This is a genomic window from Streptomyces sp. NPDC001604, from assembly GCF_042893475.1.
Lineage (GTDB): Bacteria > Actinomycetota > Actinomycetes > Streptomycetales > Streptomycetaceae > Streptomyces.
On the sequence record NZ_JBIAUY010000012.1, the window covers coordinates 240563 to 260278 of the forward strand.

A 19716-nucleotide genomic window follows, 5' to 3' on the forward strand; every position below is an offset into this window, starting at 1 on the left:
GTCATCGGGGCCCCTGAACTCCTTGACAAGGGTTCAGGGCGACCTCAGACTGATGTTGCGCTTACCGCAATCCGTTTCGTTATACGCACCGAGGTGTCATGATGATTCCCGTGTGCCGTCTCGCGGATCTCCCGCGAGGTGAGGCCTTCCGGCTCGACATCGATCCGCCGGTCTCGGTGTTCCATACCGATGACGGCGAGGTCTTCGCCATCGACGACACCTGCACCCACCAGGACGCCTCGCTCGCCGACGGCTGGCTGGAGGGCTGCGAGGTGGAATGCCCGCTGCACGCTTCCAAGTTCGACCTGCGCACCGGCGCCGTCGACGCCCCGCCGGCCAAGCTGCCGGTGCGGACGCACGAGGTGGTCGTCGAGGACGGCATGATCTACGTCCAGGTGTCGACCGACGCGCCCAACCTGCCGCCCTGCATCGCCTCCCGCCTCGCCGGAGGTCCCGCGTGAGAACGGTCGCCGTGGTCGGCGCCTCGCTGGCCGGCCTGTCGGCGGCGCGCTCACTGCGCAAGCAGGGCTACGACGGGCGGCTCGTCGTCATCGGCGACGAGACCCACCGCCCGTACGACAGGCCCCCGCTGTCCAAGGAGTTCCTGGCCGGCACGATCGGCGAGGCCGACCTCGTGCTGGAGACGGACGACGAGGACCTGCAGGCCGAGTGGCTGCTGGGCGCCCGCGCGAGCGGTCTCGACCGCGACCGCCGTGCCGTGCGGCTCGCCGGCGGCGGTGAGCTCCGCGCCGACGGCATCGTCATCGCGACCGGCGCCGCCGCACGCACCCTGCCGGGTGCGGAGGGCCTCTCCGGAGTGCACACCCTGCGCACCCTGGACGACGCCCGCGCCCTGCGGGACGAACTGGCCCGCGGCGGACGCCTCGTGGTGATCGGCGGCGGCTTCATCGGCGCCGAGGTCGCCTCCACGGCGTACGCCCTCGGGCTCGACGTGACGGTGATCGAAGCGGCTCCGACGCCGCTCGCAGGGCCGCTCGGCGAGACCATGGGCGCCATCGTCTCCGCGCTCCATGCGGATCACGGCGTACGGCTGTTGTGCGGGGTGGGCGTCAAGGGGCTCAGCGGTGAGCGGCAGGTGGATGCCGTCCTGCTGGAGGACGGCCGCAGCGTCCCCGCCGACATCGTGGTCGTCGGCGTGGGTGCACGCCCGTGCGTCGAGTGGCTGGAAGGCTCCGGCGTCACGCTCGACAACGGCGTGAAGTGCGGCGCGGACGGCCGCACCAGCCTCGCCGGCGTGGTCGCGGTCGGCGACTGCGCCAACTGGTACGACCCCCGCGCGGGCGCCCACCGCCGCGTGGAGCACTGGACCGGTGCGCGCGAGCGCCCCGACGCGGCCGTCGCCACCCTGCTGGCGGGCGGTGCGGTGGAGCCGGGTGTGCCCCGGCCGCCGTACTTCTGGTCCGACCAGTACGGAGTGAAGATCCAGTTCGCCGGTCATGCGGCCGGCGCCGACAGCGTGACGGTCGAGGAGGGCGCTGCGGACGACCGCAACGTCCTGGCCGTCTACCGGCGTGCCGGACAGCCGGTCGCCGTGCTCGGGATGAACCAGCCGCGGCTGTTCACCCGCTGGCGCAAGCAGCTTGGCGCTCCGCTGTGAGCACCGAGATGGGTTGTTGTTCGTCCGCGGCACCGTTGTGGCTTGTCGCTCCCCCACTCTCGGCTTCGCTCGAGCGGGGGGACCCCCATCGCGGCGGAGCCGCATATCGATACAGGCCCGCGCCCCTTCGGGGCGCCCCTACCACGACGTTCCCGAGGAGTGCACCGTGACCTCGACCAGCCTGCCGGACAGCCTGATCGCCACCCTTCCCGGCTCCTCCTACACGGATCCGGCGATCTTCGCCCAGGAGCAGGAGCGCATATTCGAGACCATGTGGTTCTGCGTCGCACGCTCCTCCGAGCTGGCCAAGCCCGGTGCCTTCCGCACCGTCGACGTGGGCCGCGAGAGCATCCTCGTCACCCGCGCCCGGGACAACTCGATCCGCGCCTACTTCAACGTGTGCCGCCACCGCGGCGCCAAGCTCTGCACCGAGGAGACCGGCGAGGTCAAGCGAGCCTTCCAGTGCCCGTACCACGCCTGGACCTACGGCCTGGACGGCAAGCTGGTCGCGGCCCCCAACCTCACCAAGATGCCCGACGTCGGCCGCACCGAGTACGGCCTGGTCAGCGTGGCCGTGCGGGAATGGCTCGGCTATGTCTGGGTGTGCCTGGCGGAGAACCCGCCCTCCTTCGACGAGGACGTCATCGGCGAGGTCGTCGCCCGACTCGGCGACGTGGAGTCGATCGAGCACTACGACATCGAGAACCTCTCCGTGGGCAAGCGGATCGTCTACGACGTGAAGGCGAACTGGAAGCTCATCATCGAGAACTTCATGGAGTGCTACCACTGCGCCACGATCCACCCCGAACTCACCGAGGTGCTCCCGGAGTTCGCCGACGGCTACGCCGCCCAGTACTACGTCGGGCACGGCGCCGAGTTCGGTGAGGAGGTGCAGGGCTTCACCGTCGACGGCTCCGAGGGCCTGGACCGCATTCCCGGGGTCGCCGAGGACCAGGACCGCCGCTACTACGCGATCACGGTCAAGCCGCAGGTCTTCATCAACCTTGTCCCCGACCATGTGATCTTCCACCGGATGTACCCGGTGGCCGTGGACCGCACGATCGTCGAGTGCGACTGGCTCTACCTCCCGCACGTCGTCGAGAGCGGCAAGGACGTCAGCCGGTCCGTGGAGCTCTTCGACCGCGTCAACCGCCAGGACTTCGACGCCTGCGAGCGCACACAGCCGGGCATGAGCTCCCGGATGTACGCCAAGGGCGGCGTGCTGGTGCCCAGCGAGCACCACATCGGAGCGTTCCACGACTGGGTGAACGAGCGCCTGGGCCTCTCCCAGGGGTGACTCAGCCCAGGTAGCCCATGCGGTGACTGATCTCCTCCGCACCCTTGATCAGCACGGGCGCGAGCTCGCGCATCCGCTCCTCCGTGAAGCGGTACGAGGGTCCGGAGGCGGTGACCGCCGCGATGACCTCTCCGTCCCGGTCCAGGACCGGGGCGGCCATGGCGTGCAGACCGATCTCCAGCTCCTCCATGGTCCAGGCGTAGCCGGCCTCCCGCGCTTCGGCGAGGTGCTTCTCCAGCTTGGCCTTCGAGGTGATGGTGTGCGGAGTCACCTTCTTCAGGCCCGCCTCGGCCAGCAGCGCGGCGCGCTCCTTGGCGGGCAGGTGCGCCAGCAGGATCTTGCCGCTCGACGTCGCGTGCAGCGGCGTCAGCTGGCCGACCCAGTTGTGCGCGGTGACCGCTCCGGGCCCGCGCACCTGGTACAGGTTGATCGCGTAGTGCTCCTGCAGCACCGCGATGTTCACCGTCTCACCGATCTCCTCGGCGAGCCGCTCGCAGACCGGGCGGCCCTGCTGGGTGATGTCGATGCGTCCCGTCACCGCGCCGGCCAGGCGTACGATGCCGAAGCCGAGCCGGTACTTGCCGCGCTCGCCCGCCTGCTCCACCAGACCGCGCGCCTCCAGGGCGCCGAGCAGGCGGAAGGCGGTGGACTTGTGAACATCGATCTCGGCGGCCACTTCACTGACGCCCGCCTCACCGCGCTGCGCGAGGATCTCCAGGACGCTGATGGCTCGGTCGACCGACTGCACTCCGCCGGCCTGCGAATTTGACGTTTCGGTGTGTTGGCTGTGGTTGCTCACTCCGAAACTATACGCGCAGTAAACAACACCGCTGCAAGTAACCGTGGCGAAATCAACAGCCCGTAAGTTGCGTGGCTCGCAACCTAGTGCGTATAGCGCTACTGGTACTAGCATGCCTCGCGTATCTACGGCGCGAGCGAGACGAGGCACCATGGCTCCCCAATACGACTTCGTCATCGTCGGCGGCGGTTCGGCCGGCAGTGCACTGGCGAACAGACTCTCGGCTGATCCGGCGAACAAGGTGCTGGTCCTGGAGGCAGGCCGCTCCGACTACCCCTGGGACGTCTTCATCCACATGCCCGCGGCACTGACGTACCCGATCGGCAGCCGCTTCTACGACTGGAAGTACGAGTCCGAGCCCGAGCCCCACATGGGCGGCCGGCGCATCTACCACGCGCGCGGCAAGGTGCTCGGCGGCTCCAGCAGCATCAACGGCATGATCTTCCAGCGCGGCAACCCCATGGACTACGAGCGCTGGGCGGCCGACCCCGGCATGGAGACCTGGGACTACGCGCACTGTCTGCCCTACTTCCGGCGGATGGAGAACTGCCTGGCCGCCGACCCGGACGACGAGTTCCGCGGCCACGACGGCCCCCTCGTCCTGGAGCGCGGCCCCGCCGACAACCCCCTCTTCGGCGCCTTCCTCAAGGCCACCCAGGAGGCGGGCTACGCCCCCACCGACGACGTCAACGGCTACCGGCAGGAGGGCTTCGCCAAGTTCGACCGCAACGTCCACCGCGGACGCCGTCTCTCGGCCTCGAAGGCGTACCTCAAGCCCGCCAGGAAGCGGCCCAACCTCACCGTCACCACCCGCGCCCTGGTCACCCGCGTCCTCTTCGAGGGCAAGAAAGCCGTCGGTGTCGAGTACCAGCGCGGCAAGGGCGCCCTGCAGCAGGTCCGGGCCAAGGAAGTCATCCTGTGCGGCGGCGCGATCAACTCCCCGCAGCTGCTGCAGCTGTCCGGCGTCGGCAACGCGGAGGAGCTGCGCGCACTCGGCATCGACGTCGTGCACCACCTGCCGGGCGTCGGCGAGAACATGCAGGACCACCTCGAGGTGTACATCCAGTACGCCTGCAAGCAGCCCGTCTCCATGCAGCCGTATCTGGCAAAGTGGCGGGCCCCCTTCATCGGCCTGCAGTGGCTGTTCCGCAAGGGCCCCGCGGCCACGAACCACTTCGAGGCGGGCGGCTTCTGCCGCAGCAACGAGGACGTGGACTACCCCAACCTGATGTTCCACTTCCTGCCGATCGCGGTCCGCTACGACGGCTCCGTGCCCGCCGGCGGCCACGGCTACCAGGTCCACGTCGGGCCCATGTACTCCGACGCCATCGGCTCGGTGAAGATCAAGAGCAAGGACCCGCGCGAACACCCGGCGCTGCGCTTCAACTACCTCTCCACCGAGCAGGACCGCCGCGAGTGGGTCGAGGCGATCCGCGTCGCCCGCAAGCTCCTCAACCAGCCCGCGCTCGCGCCGTTCAACGGCGGCGAGATCTCGCCCGGCCCGTCCGTGGAGACGGACCAGGAGATCCTCGACTGGGTCGCCAAGGACGGCGAGACCGCCCTGCACCCGTCCTGCACCTGCAAGATGGGTACCGACGAGATGTCCGTCGTCGACCCCACCAGCATGCGGGTGCACGGCGTGGAGGGCCTGCGGGTCGTCGACGCGTCGGTGATGCCGTACGTCACCAACGGCAACATCTACGCGCCGGTGATGATGGTCGCCGAGAAGGCCGCCGACCTGATCCTCGGCAAGGAGCCCCTGGCGCCGTCGAAGGCCGCGTACTACCGGCACCGCGACGCCCAGAAGCAGGCCGGGTAGCACGCCTTGGACGCCACCGGGCTGAGGGCGCTGCTGGACAGCGTCCGCTACGAGGTGCTGCCCGCGAAGGCCACCGAGGACAAGGTCCTCGCCCATGTCCCGCGCGACGTCGTGGTCACCGTCACGGCGTCGCCGGTCAAGGGCCTGGAGCCGACCCTCGAGCTGACGGGGCGGCTCGCGGCGCACGGTTACCGCGTGGTGCCGCACGTGCCCGCGCGGCTGCTGCGGGACGACGCCCACCTGAAGGAGGTCGTCGACCGACTCCGCGAGGCGGGCGTGGACGACGTCTTCGTTCCCGCGGGCGACGCGGACCCTCCGGCCGGGTCCTACGACGGTGCCCTGCCGGTGCTGCGCCGCCTGAGCGAACTGGGCGGGCCGTTTGCCGACGTCGGCATCACCGGCTATCCCGAGAGCCACCCCCTCATCCACGACGACCTCACCATCCAGGCGATGTGGGACAAGCGCGCGCACGCCACGTACATCGTGAGCAACCTGTGCTTCGACCCGCGGGTGCTGGCGGAGTGGGTGGCGCGGATACGGCGGCGGGATGTCACGCTGCCCGTTCATCTTGGTGTCGCGGGGCCCGTGCAGCGGGCGAAGCTGCTCGCGATGGCCACGAAGATCGGAGTGGGGGAGTCGACGCGCTTCCTGACCAAGCACGCGTCGTGGTTCCTGCGGTTCGCGACGCCCGGGGGCTACTCACCCGAGAAGCTCCTGACCCGCACCGAGGAGGCCCTGCGCGGGCCTGCGTCCGGAGTGGCGGGACTGCACCTGTTCACCTTCAACCAGATCGCCGAGACGGAAGCCTGGCGCCGCGCGCTGCTGGACCGACTCGTAGGCTGAGGCGCCGTGGAGATACTGCCGCCGAGACCGGCCCGGGTGGCCTGCGCGGCGCCGTGGGTCGTGCCCGGGGCGGGCGCGGTCGTCTTCGGCGCCGGGAGCGCGGATGCGCTGTCGTGGAGCGCCGCCGGGGCGGTCCTCGCGCGCAGCGTGATGCTCACCGTCCGCGGCTACCGGATCGGCGTGCGCTGTGAGGCCGACCGGCTGGTGGTGCGGGGCCTGCTGCGGACCCGGGTGATACCGCGGCAGCGGATTCGGGCGGTCACGGCCTTTCCGGCGGTCCGCTGGCAGACGGCCGCGGGCCGCAGCCGGTGGACACCGGTGACGGCGTTCATGAGCAGTGCGGGCGAGCTCGCGTCGCTGCGGGAGGCGAAGGCAAAGTGCCTGGCACGACTGCGGCGCTGGGCCCGGCAGTCCGGAAGCGGGCGCGGTTGAGCCGTACACGATCGCCGTATACGACAGTGGGCGGGCTGGAGATCCAGCCCGCCCACTGTCGTGGTACCGCTCAGCGGAAGACCACCGTCCGGTTGCCGTCCACCATCACACGGCTCTCGCTGTGCCACTTCACGGCGTGCGCGAGCACCTGTGCCTCCACGTCCCGGCCGACCGTGACCAGCTCGCCGGGGTCCAGGGAGTGGTCCACGCGGACCACGTCCTGCTCGATGATCTGGCCCTCGTCCAGGTCCGAGGTGACGTAGTGCGCCGTCGCGCCGACGAGCTTCACTCCGCGGTCGTAGGCCTGGACGTACGGGCGTGCGCCCTTGAAGCTGGGCAGGAAGGAGTGGTGGATGTTGATCGCGCGGCCCTCCAGCTGCTTGCACAGGTCGTCGGAGAGGACCTGCATGTAGCGGGCGAGCACCACGAGGTCGATGTCCAGCTCGCGCACCAGCTCCAGCAGCCGCGCCTCCGCCTCCGGCTTGGTCTCCTTGGTCACCGGGACGTGGTGGAAGGGGATGCCGTAGGTCTCCGCCAGGCCCTCGAAGTCCCGGTGGTTGGAGACGATCGCGGGGATCTCGATGTTGAGGGCGCCGGTGCGGCGGCGGAAGAGCAGGTCGTTGAGGCAGTGGCCGAACTTGGACACCATGATCAGCGTCCGGGTCGGGGTCGAGGCGTCCCACAGCTTCCAGGAGATGCGGTAGGCCTCGGCGACGGGACCGAACCGGTAACGCAGAGTTTCCAGATCTGCGTTTGGATCGGAAACGTCGAAGTGCACCCTCATGAAGAAGCGGCCCTGGAGTCGATCATCGAACTGCTGGCTTTCCAGGATGTTGCCGGAGTTCCTGACGAGGAAGCCGCTCACGGCGTGGACCAGTCCCGCGCTGTCGGGACACGAGAGAGTGAGGACGAACTCACGGCCAGGTTGTGGGCGAGGGGACATGTGCGGCCTCCGTCGGTGCGTATTGCACAACAAGGTGAGCGATACGCAACATGGTCGGGCCGGTGGGCCCCTCGGTCAAGAGAGGAAGGGGCATTGGCCCCCTTGCGAAATCGTCATCCGTCAACCTCTTGACGTCTGTCTGGACATTCGTCAGGGTGTTCCACCACAAGCAATTGAATGCACGATGCGCAACGAATTTCGGCTGAAAGGCTTGGCGCGTGGCAGATCTGTATGTGGACGGAGAGTGGCGCGAGCCGGTGGCCGGCGGGCGCCGCGAAATCCGCTGCCCCGCCGACGGCACCCTCTCGGCGACGGTGGCGGAGGGGACGCGTGCCGACACGGAGGCCGCGATCGCCGCCGCCCGCCGGGCCTTCGACGAGGGCCCCTGGCCCCGCACCCCCGAGCGTGAGCGCGGCGCCCTGCTGCTGCGCACCGCCGACATCCTCGAGCGCGACGCCAAGGAGTTCGCCCGCGCCGAGTCGCTGGACACCGGCAAGCGGCTGGTGGAGAGCGAGTACGACATCGCCGACGTCGTCTCCTGCTTCCGCTTCTACGGCGGGATCGGCGGCACCGACGCCGGACGGGTGATCGACACCGGCCGCGAGGATGCCATCAGCCGCGTCGTCTACGAGCCGGTCGGGGTGTGCGGACTGATCACCCCCTGGAACTACCCGCTGCTGCAGGCCAGTTGGAAGGTCGCCCCGGCGTTGCTCGCCGGCAATACGATCGTCCTGAAGCCCAGCGAGCTCACCCCCTCCACCTCCGTCCTGCTGATGAAGGCACTGGAGGAGGCCGGACTCCCGGCCGGCGCCGCCAACCTCGTCCTGGGCACCGGCCCGGAGGTCGGCGCACCCCTGTCCGAGGACCCGCGCGTCGACATGGTCTCCTTCACCGGAGGCCTGGAGACCGGCAAGCGGATCATGGCCACCGCGGCCGCCACCGTGAAGAAGGTGGCGCTGGAGCTCGGCGGCAAGAACCCCAACGTCGTCTTCGCCGACGCCGACTTCGAGACGGCCGTGGACATGGCTCTCACGGCCGTCTTCCTGCACTCCGGGCAGGTCTGCTCGGCCGGCGCCCGGCTGATCGTCGAGGACTCGCTGCACGACCGCTTCGTCGACGAGGTGGTGCGGCGTGCGCGCCTGATCCGGCTGGGCGGGCCCTTCGACGCCGACGCCGAGACCGGAGCGCTGATCTCCGCGCAGCACCTGGCGAAGGTCGAGGCGTATGTCGCGGCAGGTCTGGAAGAGGGCGCCGTACTGCGCTGCGGCGGTCGGCGGCCCGACGACCCGACCCTGGCGAACGGCCACTACTACCCGCCGACCGTGCTCGACGAGTGCACCCAGGACATGCGGGTGGTGCACGAGGAGTCCTTCGGACCCGTGCTGACCATCGAACGCTTCACCGACGAGGACGATGCCGTACGCATCGCCAACGACACCGAGTACGGACTCGCCGGCGCCGTCTGGACCCAGGACGCCGGCAAGGCCCAGCGGGTCGCCCGGCGGCTGCGCCACGGCACGGTCTGGATCAACGACTACCACCCCTATGTGCCGCAAGCGGAATGGGGTGGCTTCGGGCACTCGGGCACGGGCCGGGAGCTGGGACCGACCGGCCTTGACGAGTACCGAGAGCCCAAGCACATCTGGCAGAACATCCAACCCCGGCCGCAGCGCTGGTTCCGCGGCTGAACGCCGAAATGAGGTCGATCGTGACCCCCACACAGACAGAGGTGCCGCAGCGGCGTGGCACCCCCCAGGACTCGGACGACACGCCCGTCATATCCGTGCGCAATCTGTGGAAGGTGTTCGGGCCGAAGGCCGACCGGGTGCCGGGCTCAGAGGAGCTGTGCGGTCTCTCCCGCCGCGAGCTGATGGACCGCACCGGCTGTACCGCCGCGGTCCGCGACGTGAACTTCGACGTCCGCAAGGGCGAGGTGTTCGTGGTCATGGGACTGTCCGGCTCCGGGAAGTCCACCCTCGTACGATGTCTGACCCGGCTGATCGAGCCCACCTCGGGCGAGGTCGTCTTCGAGGGCCAGGACATCCGCGGGGCGGACGCGGCCCGACTGCGCGACCTGCGCCGCCGCAAGTTCTCCATGGTCTTCCAGCACTTCGGGCTGCTGCCGCACCGCCGGGTCGTGGACAACGTGGCCTTCGGCCTGGAGATCCGCGGCATGAGCAGGGCCGAGCGCACCAAGCGCGCCCTGGAGGTCGTCGAGCTGGTCGGCCTGTCCGGCTACGAGAACTCCTACCCCGATCAGCTCTCCGGCGGTATGCAGCAGCGCGTGGGCCTCGCCCGGGCGCTCGCCGGAGACCCGGACGTGCTCTTCTTCGACGAGCCGTTCTCCGCGCTCGACCCGCTGATCCGCCGTGACATGCAGAACGAGGTCATCCGCCTGCACCACGAGGTCGGCAAGACCATGGTGTTCATCACCCACGACCTCTCCGAGGCGCTGAAGCTGGGCGACCGCATCCTGATCATGCGCGACGGCAAGATGGTCCAGTGCGGCACCGGCGACGAACTGGTCGGCGCCCCGGCCGACGACTACGTCCGCGAGTTCGTCAAGGACGTGCCGCGCGGCGACGTCCTCACCCTGCGCTGGATCATGCGCGCGCCGGAGGACGGCGACGAGCTTGACGGCCCCGAACTGGGCCCGGACGTCGTGGTGAAGGAGGCCACCAGGGCGGTGCTCGCGGCCGACAAGCCGATCAAGGTCGTCGAGGACGGCAAGCTGCTCGGCATCGTCGGCGACGAGGAGATCCTCGCGGTGGTCGCCGGGCAGGAAGGCGGCGCGTGATGACCGTCGCCATAGAAAAGCCCGAGAAAACGGAGGCTGTGGAACCGGTCGCGCCCGTCAAGGCGGCGCGAAGGATCAGCCGGACCATGGTGCTCGGCGCGATCCTCGTCGTCTGGCTGGTGCTCTTCGCCGTGCTGCGCGGCAAGCAGACGCTCTCGCTGGCGGCGGCCGACCTTACCGATCTGCACCGGTGGATCAACGACCTCAACGACTCGATCGGCGCCAACCGCAATTCCAACCCGCTCTTCCTGTACTTCTTCAACGAGATCCGGCTGGTCGTCGACAACCTGGCGACCTTCATCCAGCACCTGATCTCCCAGCCGTCCGGGGCCCGCCCGGTCCCGGAGATCGGCTGGCTCGGTGTCGTCGGCATCGCCGGCTATGTCTCCTGGGCGGTGGGCAACTGGCGGGTCGCGCTGCTGGCCGTGGCCGGGTTCACCTTCTTCGGGCTGCAGGGGCTGTGGCAGCAGAGCATGGACACCCTCTCCCTCACGCTCTCCGCGGTGTTCGTGGCGCTGCTGTTCGCGATCCCGCTCGGGGTGTGGGCGGGGCTGTCGGACCGGTTCAACCGGATCGTCGCGCCCTTCCTGGACTTCATGCAGACGATGCCGACCTTCGTCTACCTGGCACCGCTGACCCTGTTCTTCCTCATCGGCGGCGCCTCCGCCACCATCGCCACCGTGATCTACGCGGCCCCGCCGACGATCCGCATCACCGCGCACGCCATCCGCAACGTCTCCCAGACGACGGTCGAGGCGGCCGACTCCCTCGGCGCAACCCGCCGCCAGTCGCTGCTGAAGGTCCTGCTGCCGATGTCCAAGCGGACCGTGGTGATGGGCGTCAACCAGACCATCATGGCCGCCCTGGCCATGGTGACCATCGCGGCCCTGATCAACGCCCCCGGGCTCGGCCCGGTTGTCCTCCAGGCGCTGCAGTCGCTCGACGTCGGCACGGCCTTCAATGCGGGTCTCGCCATCGTCGTCATGGCGATCGTCCTGGACCGGGTGACCACCGCGGCCGCCGCACGCGAGGAGAACGCGCGAAACGCCAAGCACGACTTCGCGAAGTGGCGGCGGCCTCTGCTCGGAGCCGGCGCCGCGGTCACTGCGGTCCTGATCTATCTGTCGCACACCTACCTGTGGGCGGCCGAGTTCCCCGGTGACGGCACGGTCGGCAGCCATATCGCGAGCGCGGCGGACACTGCGACGAACTGGGCGCAGGACAGCCTCTCGGGCATCACCAACGCCATCCGTGACGTCATCACCAACGGTCTGCTCAACCCGTTCCAGACGCTGGTCACCGACTCCCCATGGTGGCTCGTCGCCGCGGTGCTGGTGGCGCTGGGCGTGGTGCTCGGCGGCTGGAAGTCCGGTCTCACCACGGCCGTGTGCGTGGGCCTGCTGGTCGGCACCGGTCTGTGGTCGGACGCCATGACCACGCTGGCCTCGACGCTCGTCGCGACGGTTCTGGTGATGGTGCTCGGCATCGTCTTCGGGGTGTGGATGGGGCGCAGCATGATGGCGGACCGGCTGATCCGGCCCACGCTGGACGCCGCCCAGGTCATGCCGCCCTTCGTCTACCTCGTGCCGTTCCTCGCGCTGTTCGGCCCCACGCGCTTCACGGCCATCGTCGCCGCGATCGTCTACGGGGCCCCGGTCGCCATGAAGATCATCGCGGACGGGATCCGGGCCGTGCCCGAGACCACCGTGGAGGCGGCCACCTCCGCCGGGTGCAACACCTGGCAGATCATCACCAAGGTTCAACTGCCGATGTCACGCAGTGCCCTGACGCTTGCGACCAACCAGGGCCTGATCTACGTGCTGTCGATGGTTGTTGTGGGCGGCCTGGTAGGGGCAGGCGCTCTCGGCTACGACGTCGTGGCCGGTTTCTCACAGGGGCAGCTGTACGGGAAGGGGCTTGCCGCGGGTGTGGCCATCGTCCTTCTCGGAGTCATGTTCGACCGGATCACTCAGGCCGCGGCGCGCCGCGCCAGCGCTTAAGGAGCACGACACCATGGCAAGACACTGGCGAGCCGGCGCGGCCGGCCTGGCCGTCCTCGGCCTCACCCTCACCGCGTGCGGCGGGGCGAAGGTCGGTGACAGCTCCTCTGCGGGCTCGGGAAGCTCGGGCAAGTGCGGCACCTTCAACCTGGCCGTCAACCCGTGGGTGGGCTACGAGGCGGACGCGGCGGTCGTCGCGTACGTCGCCCAGCACAACCTCGGCTGTACGGTCACCAAGAAGAACCTCAAGGAAGAGATCGCCTGGCAGGGCTTCGGCACCGGCGAGGTCGACGCCGTCCTGGAGAACTGGGGCCACCCCGACCTGGTGAAGAAGTACATAGACCAGCAGAAGACCGCCGTGGACGCCGGCCAGACCGGCAACAAAGGCATCATCGGCTGGTACGTGCCGCCGTGGCTGGCCAAGGCGCACCCCGACATCCTCGACTGGAAGAACCTCAACAAGTACGCCTCGAAGTTCAAGACGTCCGAGTCGGGCGGCAAGGGCCAGCTCCTGGACGGCGACCCGTCGTACGTCACCAACGACGAGGCGCTGGTCAAGAACCTGAAGCTGAACTTCAAGGTGGTGTACGCGGGCAGCGAGACGGCGCTCATCCAGGCCTTCCGTACCGCCGAGAAGAACAAGCAGTGGGTGATCGGCTACTTCTACGAGCCGCAGTGGTTCCTGTCCGAGGTCCCGCTGAAGAAGGTCAGCCTGCCCGCCTACAAGACGGGCTGCGACGCGGATGCGGCGAAGGTCGCCTGCGACTATCCCGTCTACAACCTCAACAAGATCGTCAGCGCGAAGTTCGCCAAGGCCGGCAGCCCCGCCTACAACCTGGTGAAGAACTTCAACTGGACGAACGACGACCAGAACGAGGTCGCCAAGTACATCGCCCAGGACAAGATGACGGACGACGCGGCGGCCAAGAAGTGGGTCGAGGCGAACAAGGACAAGGTGGACGCCTGGATCAAGTAGCCCGGCCCTGACAGCCGGACCGGGCGGACGGTCGAACATGCCCGGCGGGCGGCGTGCACAGATGTGCGCCGCCCGCCGGGCATCGCCATGTCCCGGCGGGTGTTCCAGCCCGTTTTCCGACGTCACGGACCCCTTGACACCCCCTCCCGCGACAGGCACGCTGAGTTGCGCAACCTGAATCACGTTGCGCAGAAAGCAACTCGACGGTTTGAATTTCGGAGGTGCGGCGATGGCGGGACCCCGAGTGGTGATCATCGGAGCGGGCGTCGTGGGAGCGGCCCTCGCTGACGAGATCTCCGCGCGCGGCTGGACCGAAGTGACCGTGGTCGACCAGGGCCCGCTGCCCGCCACGGGAGGCTCCACCTCACACGCGCCGGGCCTGGTCTTCCAGACCAACTCCTCCAAGACCATGACCGAGCTGGCCCGCTACACCGTCGAGAAGTTCTGCTCCCTCGACGTCGACGGCAAGCCCTGCTTCCTCCAGGTCGGCGGCCTCGAAGTGGCGACCACCCCCGAGCGCCTCGCGGAACTGCACCGCCGCCACGGCTGGATCACCGCCTGGGGCATCGAGGCCCGGCTGCTGAGCGCCGACGAGTGCGTCGAGCAGCACCCGCTGGTCAACCGGGACAAGGTCCTCGGCGGCCTCCTCGTCCCCACCGACGGCCTGGCCAAGGCGGTCCTCGCGGTGGAGGCACAGATCCGCCGCGCCACCGAGCGCGGCGTCACCTTCCTGGCCCGCCACGAGGTCCTGGACGTCCAGCAGGCCGACGGCCGCGTCACCGGCGTCCTCACCGACCAGGGTGAGATCGCGGCCGACATCGTGGTGTGCTGCGCCGGCATCTGGGGCCCGAAGATCGCCCGCATGGTGGGCATGAACCTCCCGCTGACCCCGCTGGCCCACCAGCTCGCATGGACCGGGCCCGTGCCCGCGCTCGCCGGCCAGACCGAGGAGGCGGTCCGCCCGATCCTGCGCCACCAGGACGCCGACCTCTACTACCGCGACCGCTTCGACGGCATCGGCATCGGCTACTACGGCCACCGCCCCATGCCCGTCACCGCCGACGAGATCCTCTCCTTCGACGAGGCCGCGCCCATGCCGTCGGTCCTGAAGTTCACCGAGGAGGACTTCGAGCCCGCCTGGGCCGAGACCCAGTCCCTGCTGCCCGCGACGCAGGAGGCCAAGGTCGAGGAGGGCATCAACGGCCTGTTCTCCTTCACCACCGACAACTTCCCGCTGCTCGGCGAGTCGAGCGACGTCAAGGGCTTCTGGGTCGCCGAGGCCGTCTGGGTCACGCACTCCGCGGGCGTCGGCCGGGCCATGGCCGAGTGGCTGGTCGACGGCTACTGCTCCTCCTTCGACCTGCACGAGTGCGACGTCAACCGCTTCGAGCCGCACCAGCTCTCCCCGGAGTACGTCCTGGCCCGCGACTGCCAGAACTTCGTCGAGGTCTACGACATCCTCCACCCCCTCCAGCCGTCCGGGAAGCCGCGCCCGATCCGCACCAGCCCCTTCCACGCCCGCCAGCAGGAGCACGGCGCCTTCTTCCTGGAGGCGAACGGCTGGGAGCGCCCGCAGTGGTACGAGGCCAACGCCTCCCTCGTCGAGGGCCGCAACATCCCCACTCCGGGCGACTGGGCGGCGCAGTACTGGTCGCCCATCGTCGGCGCGGAGGCGCAGGCCACCCGCGAGACCGTCGCGATGTACGACATGACGGCCCTCAAGCGCCTGGAGGTCAGCGGCCCCGGCTCTGCCGACTTCCTGGAGAAGCTCGTCACCGGCAAGGTCGCCAAGTCCGTCGGCTCGGTGACGTACACCCTCCTGCTCGACCACGACGGCGGCATCCGCAGCGACGTCACCGTCGCCCGCCTGGCCCGCGACCTCTTCCAGGTCGGCGCCAACGGCAACCTGGACCTCGACTGGTTCACCCGCCACCTCCCCGCCGACGGCACCGTCCAGGTCCGCGACATCACCCCCGGCACCTGCTGCATCGGCCTGTGGGGCCCGCTGGCCCGCAAGGTCCTGCAGCCGCTGACGGACGAGGACTTCTCCAACGACGGCCTCAAGTACTTCCGCGCCAAGCGCGCCTACATCGGCTCGGTGCCCGTGACCGCGATGCGCCTGTCGTACGTCGGTGAACTCGGCTGGGAGCTGTACACCACCGCCGACCAGGGCCAGAAGCTCTGGGACACCCTGTGGGAGGCGGCGAGGCCGCTCGGCGGCATCATCGCCGGCCGCGGCGCCTTCAACAGCCTCCGTCTGGAGAAGGGGTATCGGTCCTTCGGGACCGACATGACCTACGAGCACGACCCCTACGAGGCCGGGGTCGGGTTCGCGGTGAAGCTCGACAAGGGTGAGTTCATCGGCAAGGCAGCGCTTGAGCGCCGTAAGGCCGACGTGCGGCGGAAGCTGACGTGTCTCACCATCGACGACCCGCGGTCCGTCGTCCTCGGCAAGGAGCCGGTGTTCGACGGTGAGCGGGCGGTTGGTTATGTGACCAGCGCGGCGTACGGCTACACGATCGGCAAGGGGATTGCCTATGCGTGGCTGCCGAGTGAGCTGGCCGCTCCTGGGACCGCGTTGCAGATCGGGTACTTCGATCAGCGCATCGAGGCGGTCGTGGCCGAGGAGCCTCTGTTCGACCCGACGATGTCCCGTCTCCGTGGGTGAGTGGTTCGTAGGGGGTGCCCCGATTGGTCGTCGATCGGCTGCTGGTTCGTTGTGGCTGGTCGCGCCCCGCGGCGGAGCCGCTGATCGAAACAGTCCCGCGCCCCTTTGGGGCGCTGCAGCTGAGCCTCGTTGGAAGGAGTGCCGTCGGTGACTGCCCAAGTGCTGGACGGGAAGGCGACCGCCGCCAAGATCCGCCGTGAACTCGCCGAGCGGGTCGCCAAGTTGACCGCCAACGGCGGACGGCCGCCGGGGCTCGGTACCGTCCTCGTCGGTGACGACCCCGGCAGTCATGCCTACGTCGGCGGCAAGCACCGGGACTGCGCGCAGGTGGGCATCGCCTCCATCCGCCGGGATCTTCCCGCGGACGCGACCCAGCAGCAGGTCGAGGACGTCATCGACGAACTCAACGCCGACCCGGCCTGCACCGGCTACATCGTCCAGCTGCCGCTTCCGGGGCACCTGGACGCCAACGCCGTACTGGCCCGTATGGACCCGGCCAAGGACGCCGACGGACTGCACCCCGTCAACCTCGGCCGGCTCGTCCTGGGCACCGAGGCGCCGCTGCCCTGCACACCACGCGGCATCGTCGAACTGCTCCGCCGCTACGACGTGCCCCTCGCGGGCGCCCGGGTGTGCGTCATCGGACGCGGGATCACGGTCGGACGGCCCATCGGCCTGCTCCTGACCCGCCGCTCCGAGAACGCCACCGTCACCCTCTGCCACACCGGCACCAAGGGCCTGGCCTGGCACGTGCGCGAGGCGGACATCGTCATCGCGGCGGCCGGCTCGCCCGGACTGATCACCAAGGACATGCTGCGCCCCGGCGCGGCCGTCCTGGACGTCGGCATCACCCGCACCGAGAACGGGCTGGTCGGCGACATCCACCCGCAGGCCGCCGAAGTCGCCGGCCGGCTCGCGCCGATGCCCGGGGGCGTGGGCCCCATGACCCGCGCGATGTTGCTCGCCAACGTCGTCGAGGCCGCCGAGAGGAACGCGAACGCCGTATGAACGCGCTGAACACCCCCCTGGCGGAGCTGGACCCCGAGGTCCACGAAGCGCTCGCCGCAGAACTCCACCGTCAGCAGTCCACCCTCGAAATGATCGCCTCCGAGAACTTCGCGCCCACCGCCGTGATGGAGGCGCAGGGTTCGGTCGCGACCAACAAGTACGCCGAGGGCTACCCCGGCCGCCGCTACTACGGCGGCTGTGAACACGTGGACGTCACCGAGCGGCTCGCGATCGAGCGCATCAAGTCCCTGTTCGGGGCCGGTTACGCCAACGTCCAGCCGCACTCCGGTGCCCAGGCGAACACGGCCGTGTTCTTCGCGCTGCTCCAGCCCGGCGACACCATCCTCGGCCTGGACCTCGCGCACGGCGGCCACCTCACGCACGGCATGCGCATCAACTACAGCGGCAAGATGCTGAACGTGGTGCCCTACCACGTGTCCGAGGCCGACAACCTGGTCGACATGGACGAGGTCGAGCAGCTCGCCAAGGAACACCGCCCCAAGATGATCATCGCGGGCTGGTCGGCCTACCCCAGGCAGCTGGACTTCGCGGCCTTCCGCCGGATCGCCGACGAGGTCGGCGCGCTGCTGATGGTCGACATGGCGCACTTCGCGGGCCTGGTGGCGGCGGGGCTCCACCCGAACCCGGTCCCGCACGCCCACGTCACCACCACGACCACCCACAAGACGCTCGGCGGCCCGCGCGGCGGAGTCATCCTCACCAACGAGGCGGACCTCGCCAAGAAGATCAACTCGGCGGTGTTCCCGGGTATGCAGGGCGGCCCCCTGGAGCACGTCATCGCCGCGAAGGCGGTGTCCTTCAAGGTCGCGGCGTCCCCGGAGTTCGCCGAACGCCAGGCCCGCACGCTGGCCGGCTCCCGCATCCTGGCCGAGCGTCTGACGCAGCCGGACGCGGCGGCGGCCGGGGTGAAGGTCCTCACCGGAGGCACGGACGTCCACCTGGTCCTCGTGGACCTGCGGGAATCGACGCTCGACGGCCGTCAGGCCGAGGATTTGCTCCACGAGATCGGCATCACGGTCAACCGCAACGCCGTCCCCTTCGACCCCCGCCCGCCGATGGTCACCTCGGGCCTGCGCATCGGCACCCCGGCCCTGGCCACCCGCGGCTTCACGGAGGAGGACTTCACGGAGGTCGCCGACGTGATCGCACTGGCCCTCCAGCCGGAGCCCGACATCGCGGCCCTGCGCGCCCGCACCGCGGCCCTGGCCGCCAAGCACCCGCTCTACCCGCACCTTTCCGGTACCTCAGGAGACGCCCGATGAGCCCCACCACCCCCGGCGCCGACCTCCCCGACCACCCGGACTTCCTCTGGCGCAACCCCGAGCCGAAGCGGTCGTACGACGTCGTGATCGTGGGCGGCGGCGGCCACGGCCTGGCCACCGCCCACTACCTGGCCAAGAACCACGGCATCACCAACGTCGCCGTACTGGAGAAGGGCTGGCTCGCGGGCGGCAACATGGCCCGCAACACCACGATCATCCGCTCCAACTACCTGTGGGACGAGAGCGCGGGCATCTACGAGCACGCGCTCAAACTCTGGGAGCACCTGGACGAGGAGCTGGACTACCCGATCCTCTTCTCCCAGCGCGGTGTCCTCAACCTCGCCCACAGCCTCCAGGACGTCCGCGACAGCGTCCGCCGCGTCGAGGCGAACCGGCTCAACGGCGTGGACGCCGAGTGGCTCGACGCCGAGCAGGTCAAAGAGGTCTGCCCGATCGTCAACATCTCACCCGACGTGCGCTACCCGGTCCTCGGCGGCACCTACCAGCCCCGCGCCGGCATCGCCAAACACGACTACGTGGCCTGGGGCTTCGCCCGCTCCGCGGACGCGGCCGGCATCGACATCATCCAGAACTGCGAGGTCACCGGCCTGGACGTGGTCGGCGGCCGGGTCGTGGGCGTCCAGACCAACCTCGGCCCGATCGCGGCCGGCAAGGTCGCCCTCTGCTCCGCGGGCCACACCTCGGTCCTCGCCGCCATGGCCGGCATCGACCTCCCGGTCCAGAGCCACCCGCTTCAGGCGCTGGTCTCGGAGCTCCTGGAACCGGTGCACCCCACCGTCGTCATGTCCAACGCCGTCCACGTGTACGTCAGCCAGGCGCACAAGGGCGAGCTGGTGATGGGCGCGGGCATCGACGCGTACAACTCCTACACCCAGCGTGGCGCCTTCCACATCATCGAGGACCAGATGGCGGCGGCCCTGGAGCTCTTCCCGGTCTTCGCCCGCGCCCACGTCCTGCGCACCTGGGGAGGAATCGTCGACGTCAGCCCCGACGCCTCGCCGATCGTCGGTCTCAGCCCCGTCGACAGTCTCTACCTCAACTGCGGCTGGGGAACGGGCGGTTTCAAGGCCACCCCGGGCGTCGGCTGGGTCTACGCCCACACCATCGCCCACGACACGCCCCACCCGCTCAACGCCCCCTTCTCGCTCGACCGTTTCACCACCGGCGCGCTCGTCGACGAGCACGGCGCTGCCGCGGTGGCCCACTAGGGAG

The 19716-nt window shown here is 69.4% G+C and carries 16 protein-coding genes; 14 read left to right on the top strand and 2 right to left on the bottom strand.

The features are described from left to right. Positions 1 to 98 precede the first annotated feature (98 nt). The 3 genes from ACFY1E_RS29760 to ACFY1E_RS29770 all read left to right on the top strand — a co-directional run bounded on the left by ACFY1E_RS29760 (position 99) and on the right by ACFY1E_RS29770 (position 2915). Positions 99 to 461 (top strand): bifunctional 3-phenylpropionate/cinnamic acid dioxygenase ferredoxin subunit, encoded by a 363-nt coding sequence (locus ACFY1E_RS29760; RefSeq protein ID WP_030928447.1) that lies wholly within the window; start codon positions 99 to 101, stop codon positions 459 to 461. Further along, positions 458 to 1618: an NAD(P)/FAD-dependent oxidoreductase gene (locus ACFY1E_RS29765; RefSeq protein WP_389080982.1), complete on the top strand. Its 1161-nt coding sequence runs from the start codon at positions 458 to 460 to the stop codon at positions 1616 to 1618. Before ACFY1E_RS29760 ends, ACFY1E_RS29765 begins: the two co-directional genes overlap by 4 nt. A gap of 166 nt (positions 1619 to 1784) precedes the next feature. Further along, the gene (locus ACFY1E_RS29770; protein ID WP_389080984.1) at positions 1785 to 2915 is read left to right on the top strand and encodes an aromatic ring-hydroxylating dioxygenase subunit alpha; all 1131 of its coding nucleotides are present in this window, start codon (positions 1785 to 1787) and stop codon (positions 2913 to 2915) included. 1 nt (position 2916) lies between these two features. On the opposite strand, the gene ACFY1E_RS29775 is transcribed toward ACFY1E_RS29770, so the two are convergent. Then, positions 2917 to 3663, bottom strand: a complete 747-nt coding sequence (locus ACFY1E_RS29775) for an IclR family transcriptional regulator (protein WP_389080987.1) — start codon at positions 3661 to 3663, stop codon at positions 2917 to 2919. Positions 3664 to 3865: 202 nt separating this feature from the next. Between ACFY1E_RS29775 and betA the strand changes: the two genes are divergently transcribed. Genes betA through ACFY1E_RS29790 form a run of 3 tightly spaced genes read left to right on the top strand, consistent with a single transcriptional unit; the run spans position 3866 to position 6808 of the window. Further along, the gene (gene betA, locus ACFY1E_RS29780; RefSeq protein ID WP_389080989.1) at positions 3866 to 5533 is read left to right on the top strand and encodes a choline dehydrogenase; all 1668 of its coding nucleotides are present in this window, start codon (positions 3866 to 3868) and stop codon (positions 5531 to 5533) included. Positions 5534 to 5539: 6 nt separating this feature from the next. Beyond that, positions 5540 to 6376, top strand: a complete 837-nt coding sequence (locus ACFY1E_RS29785) for a methylenetetrahydrofolate reductase (RefSeq protein WP_389080992.1) — start codon at positions 5540 to 5542, stop codon at positions 6374 to 6376. A gap of 6 nt (positions 6377 to 6382) precedes the next feature. Then, complete coding sequence (locus tag ACFY1E_RS29790) at positions 6383 to 6808, top strand: hypothetical protein (protein WP_389080994.1); 426 nt, start codon at positions 6383 to 6385, stop codon at positions 6806 to 6808. A gap of 70 nt (positions 6809 to 6878) precedes the next feature. Here ACFY1E_RS29790 and purU read toward each other — a convergent pair whose 3' ends face one another. After that, positions 6879 to 7751 (bottom strand): formyltetrahydrofolate deformylase, encoded by an 873-nt coding sequence (gene purU / locus ACFY1E_RS29795; RefSeq protein WP_389080997.1) that lies wholly within the window; start codon positions 7749 to 7751, stop codon positions 6879 to 6881. A 218-nt stretch (positions 7752 to 7969) separates the two neighbouring features. Between purU and ACFY1E_RS29800 the strand changes: the two genes are divergently transcribed. The 8 genes from ACFY1E_RS29800 to ACFY1E_RS29835 all read left to right on the top strand — a co-directional run bounded on the left by ACFY1E_RS29800 (position 7970) and on the right by ACFY1E_RS29835 (position 19712). Then, on the top strand, positions 7970 to 9439 hold the full coding sequence (locus tag ACFY1E_RS29800) for an aldehyde dehydrogenase family protein (RefSeq protein WP_389080999.1): 1470 nt from the start codon (positions 7970 to 7972) through the stop codon (positions 9437 to 9439). A gap of 20 nt (positions 9440 to 9459) precedes the next feature. Then, positions 9460 to 10548 (top strand): glycine betaine/L-proline ABC transporter ATP-binding protein, encoded by a 1089-nt coding sequence (locus ACFY1E_RS29805; protein WP_389081001.1) that lies wholly within the window; start codon positions 9460 to 9462, stop codon positions 10546 to 10548. Further along, on the top strand, positions 10548 to 12548 hold the full coding sequence (locus ACFY1E_RS29810; protein ID WP_389081004.1) for an ABC transporter permease: 2001 nt from the start codon (positions 10548 to 10550) through the stop codon (positions 12546 to 12548). Before ACFY1E_RS29805 ends, ACFY1E_RS29810 begins: the two co-directional genes overlap by 1 nt. Positions 12549 to 12561: 13 nt before the next feature. Beyond that, complete coding sequence (locus ACFY1E_RS29815) at positions 12562 to 13524, top strand: ABC transporter substrate-binding protein (RefSeq protein WP_351479179.1); 963 nt, start codon at positions 12562 to 12564, stop codon at positions 13522 to 13524. 229 nt (positions 13525 to 13753) lie between these two features. Continuing rightward, entirely contained in the window at positions 13754 to 16192 is a 2439-nt protein-coding gene (locus ACFY1E_RS29820) for an FAD-dependent oxidoreductase (protein WP_389081006.1), read from the top strand. Positions 16193 to 16339: 147 nt separating this feature from the next. Then, positions 16340 to 17200 (top strand): bifunctional methylenetetrahydrofolate dehydrogenase/methenyltetrahydrofolate cyclohydrolase, encoded by an 861-nt coding sequence (locus ACFY1E_RS29825; protein ID WP_389081009.1) that lies wholly within the window; start codon positions 16340 to 16342, stop codon positions 17198 to 17200. Further along, a complete protein-coding gene (glyA, locus tag ACFY1E_RS29830) occupies positions 17197 to 18483 on the top strand; it encodes a serine hydroxymethyltransferase (RefSeq protein WP_389081011.1) in 1287 nt (428 codons plus the stop codon). The genes ACFY1E_RS29825 and glyA overlap by 4 nt, the downstream gene beginning before the upstream one ends. Further along, the gene (locus ACFY1E_RS29835; RefSeq protein WP_389081013.1) at positions 18480 to 19712 is read left to right on the top strand and encodes a sarcosine oxidase subunit beta family protein; all 1233 of its coding nucleotides are present in this window, start codon (positions 18480 to 18482) and stop codon (positions 19710 to 19712) included. Before glyA ends, ACFY1E_RS29835 begins: the two co-directional genes overlap by 4 nt. The last annotated feature ends 4 nt before the right edge of the window (positions 19713 to 19716 follow it).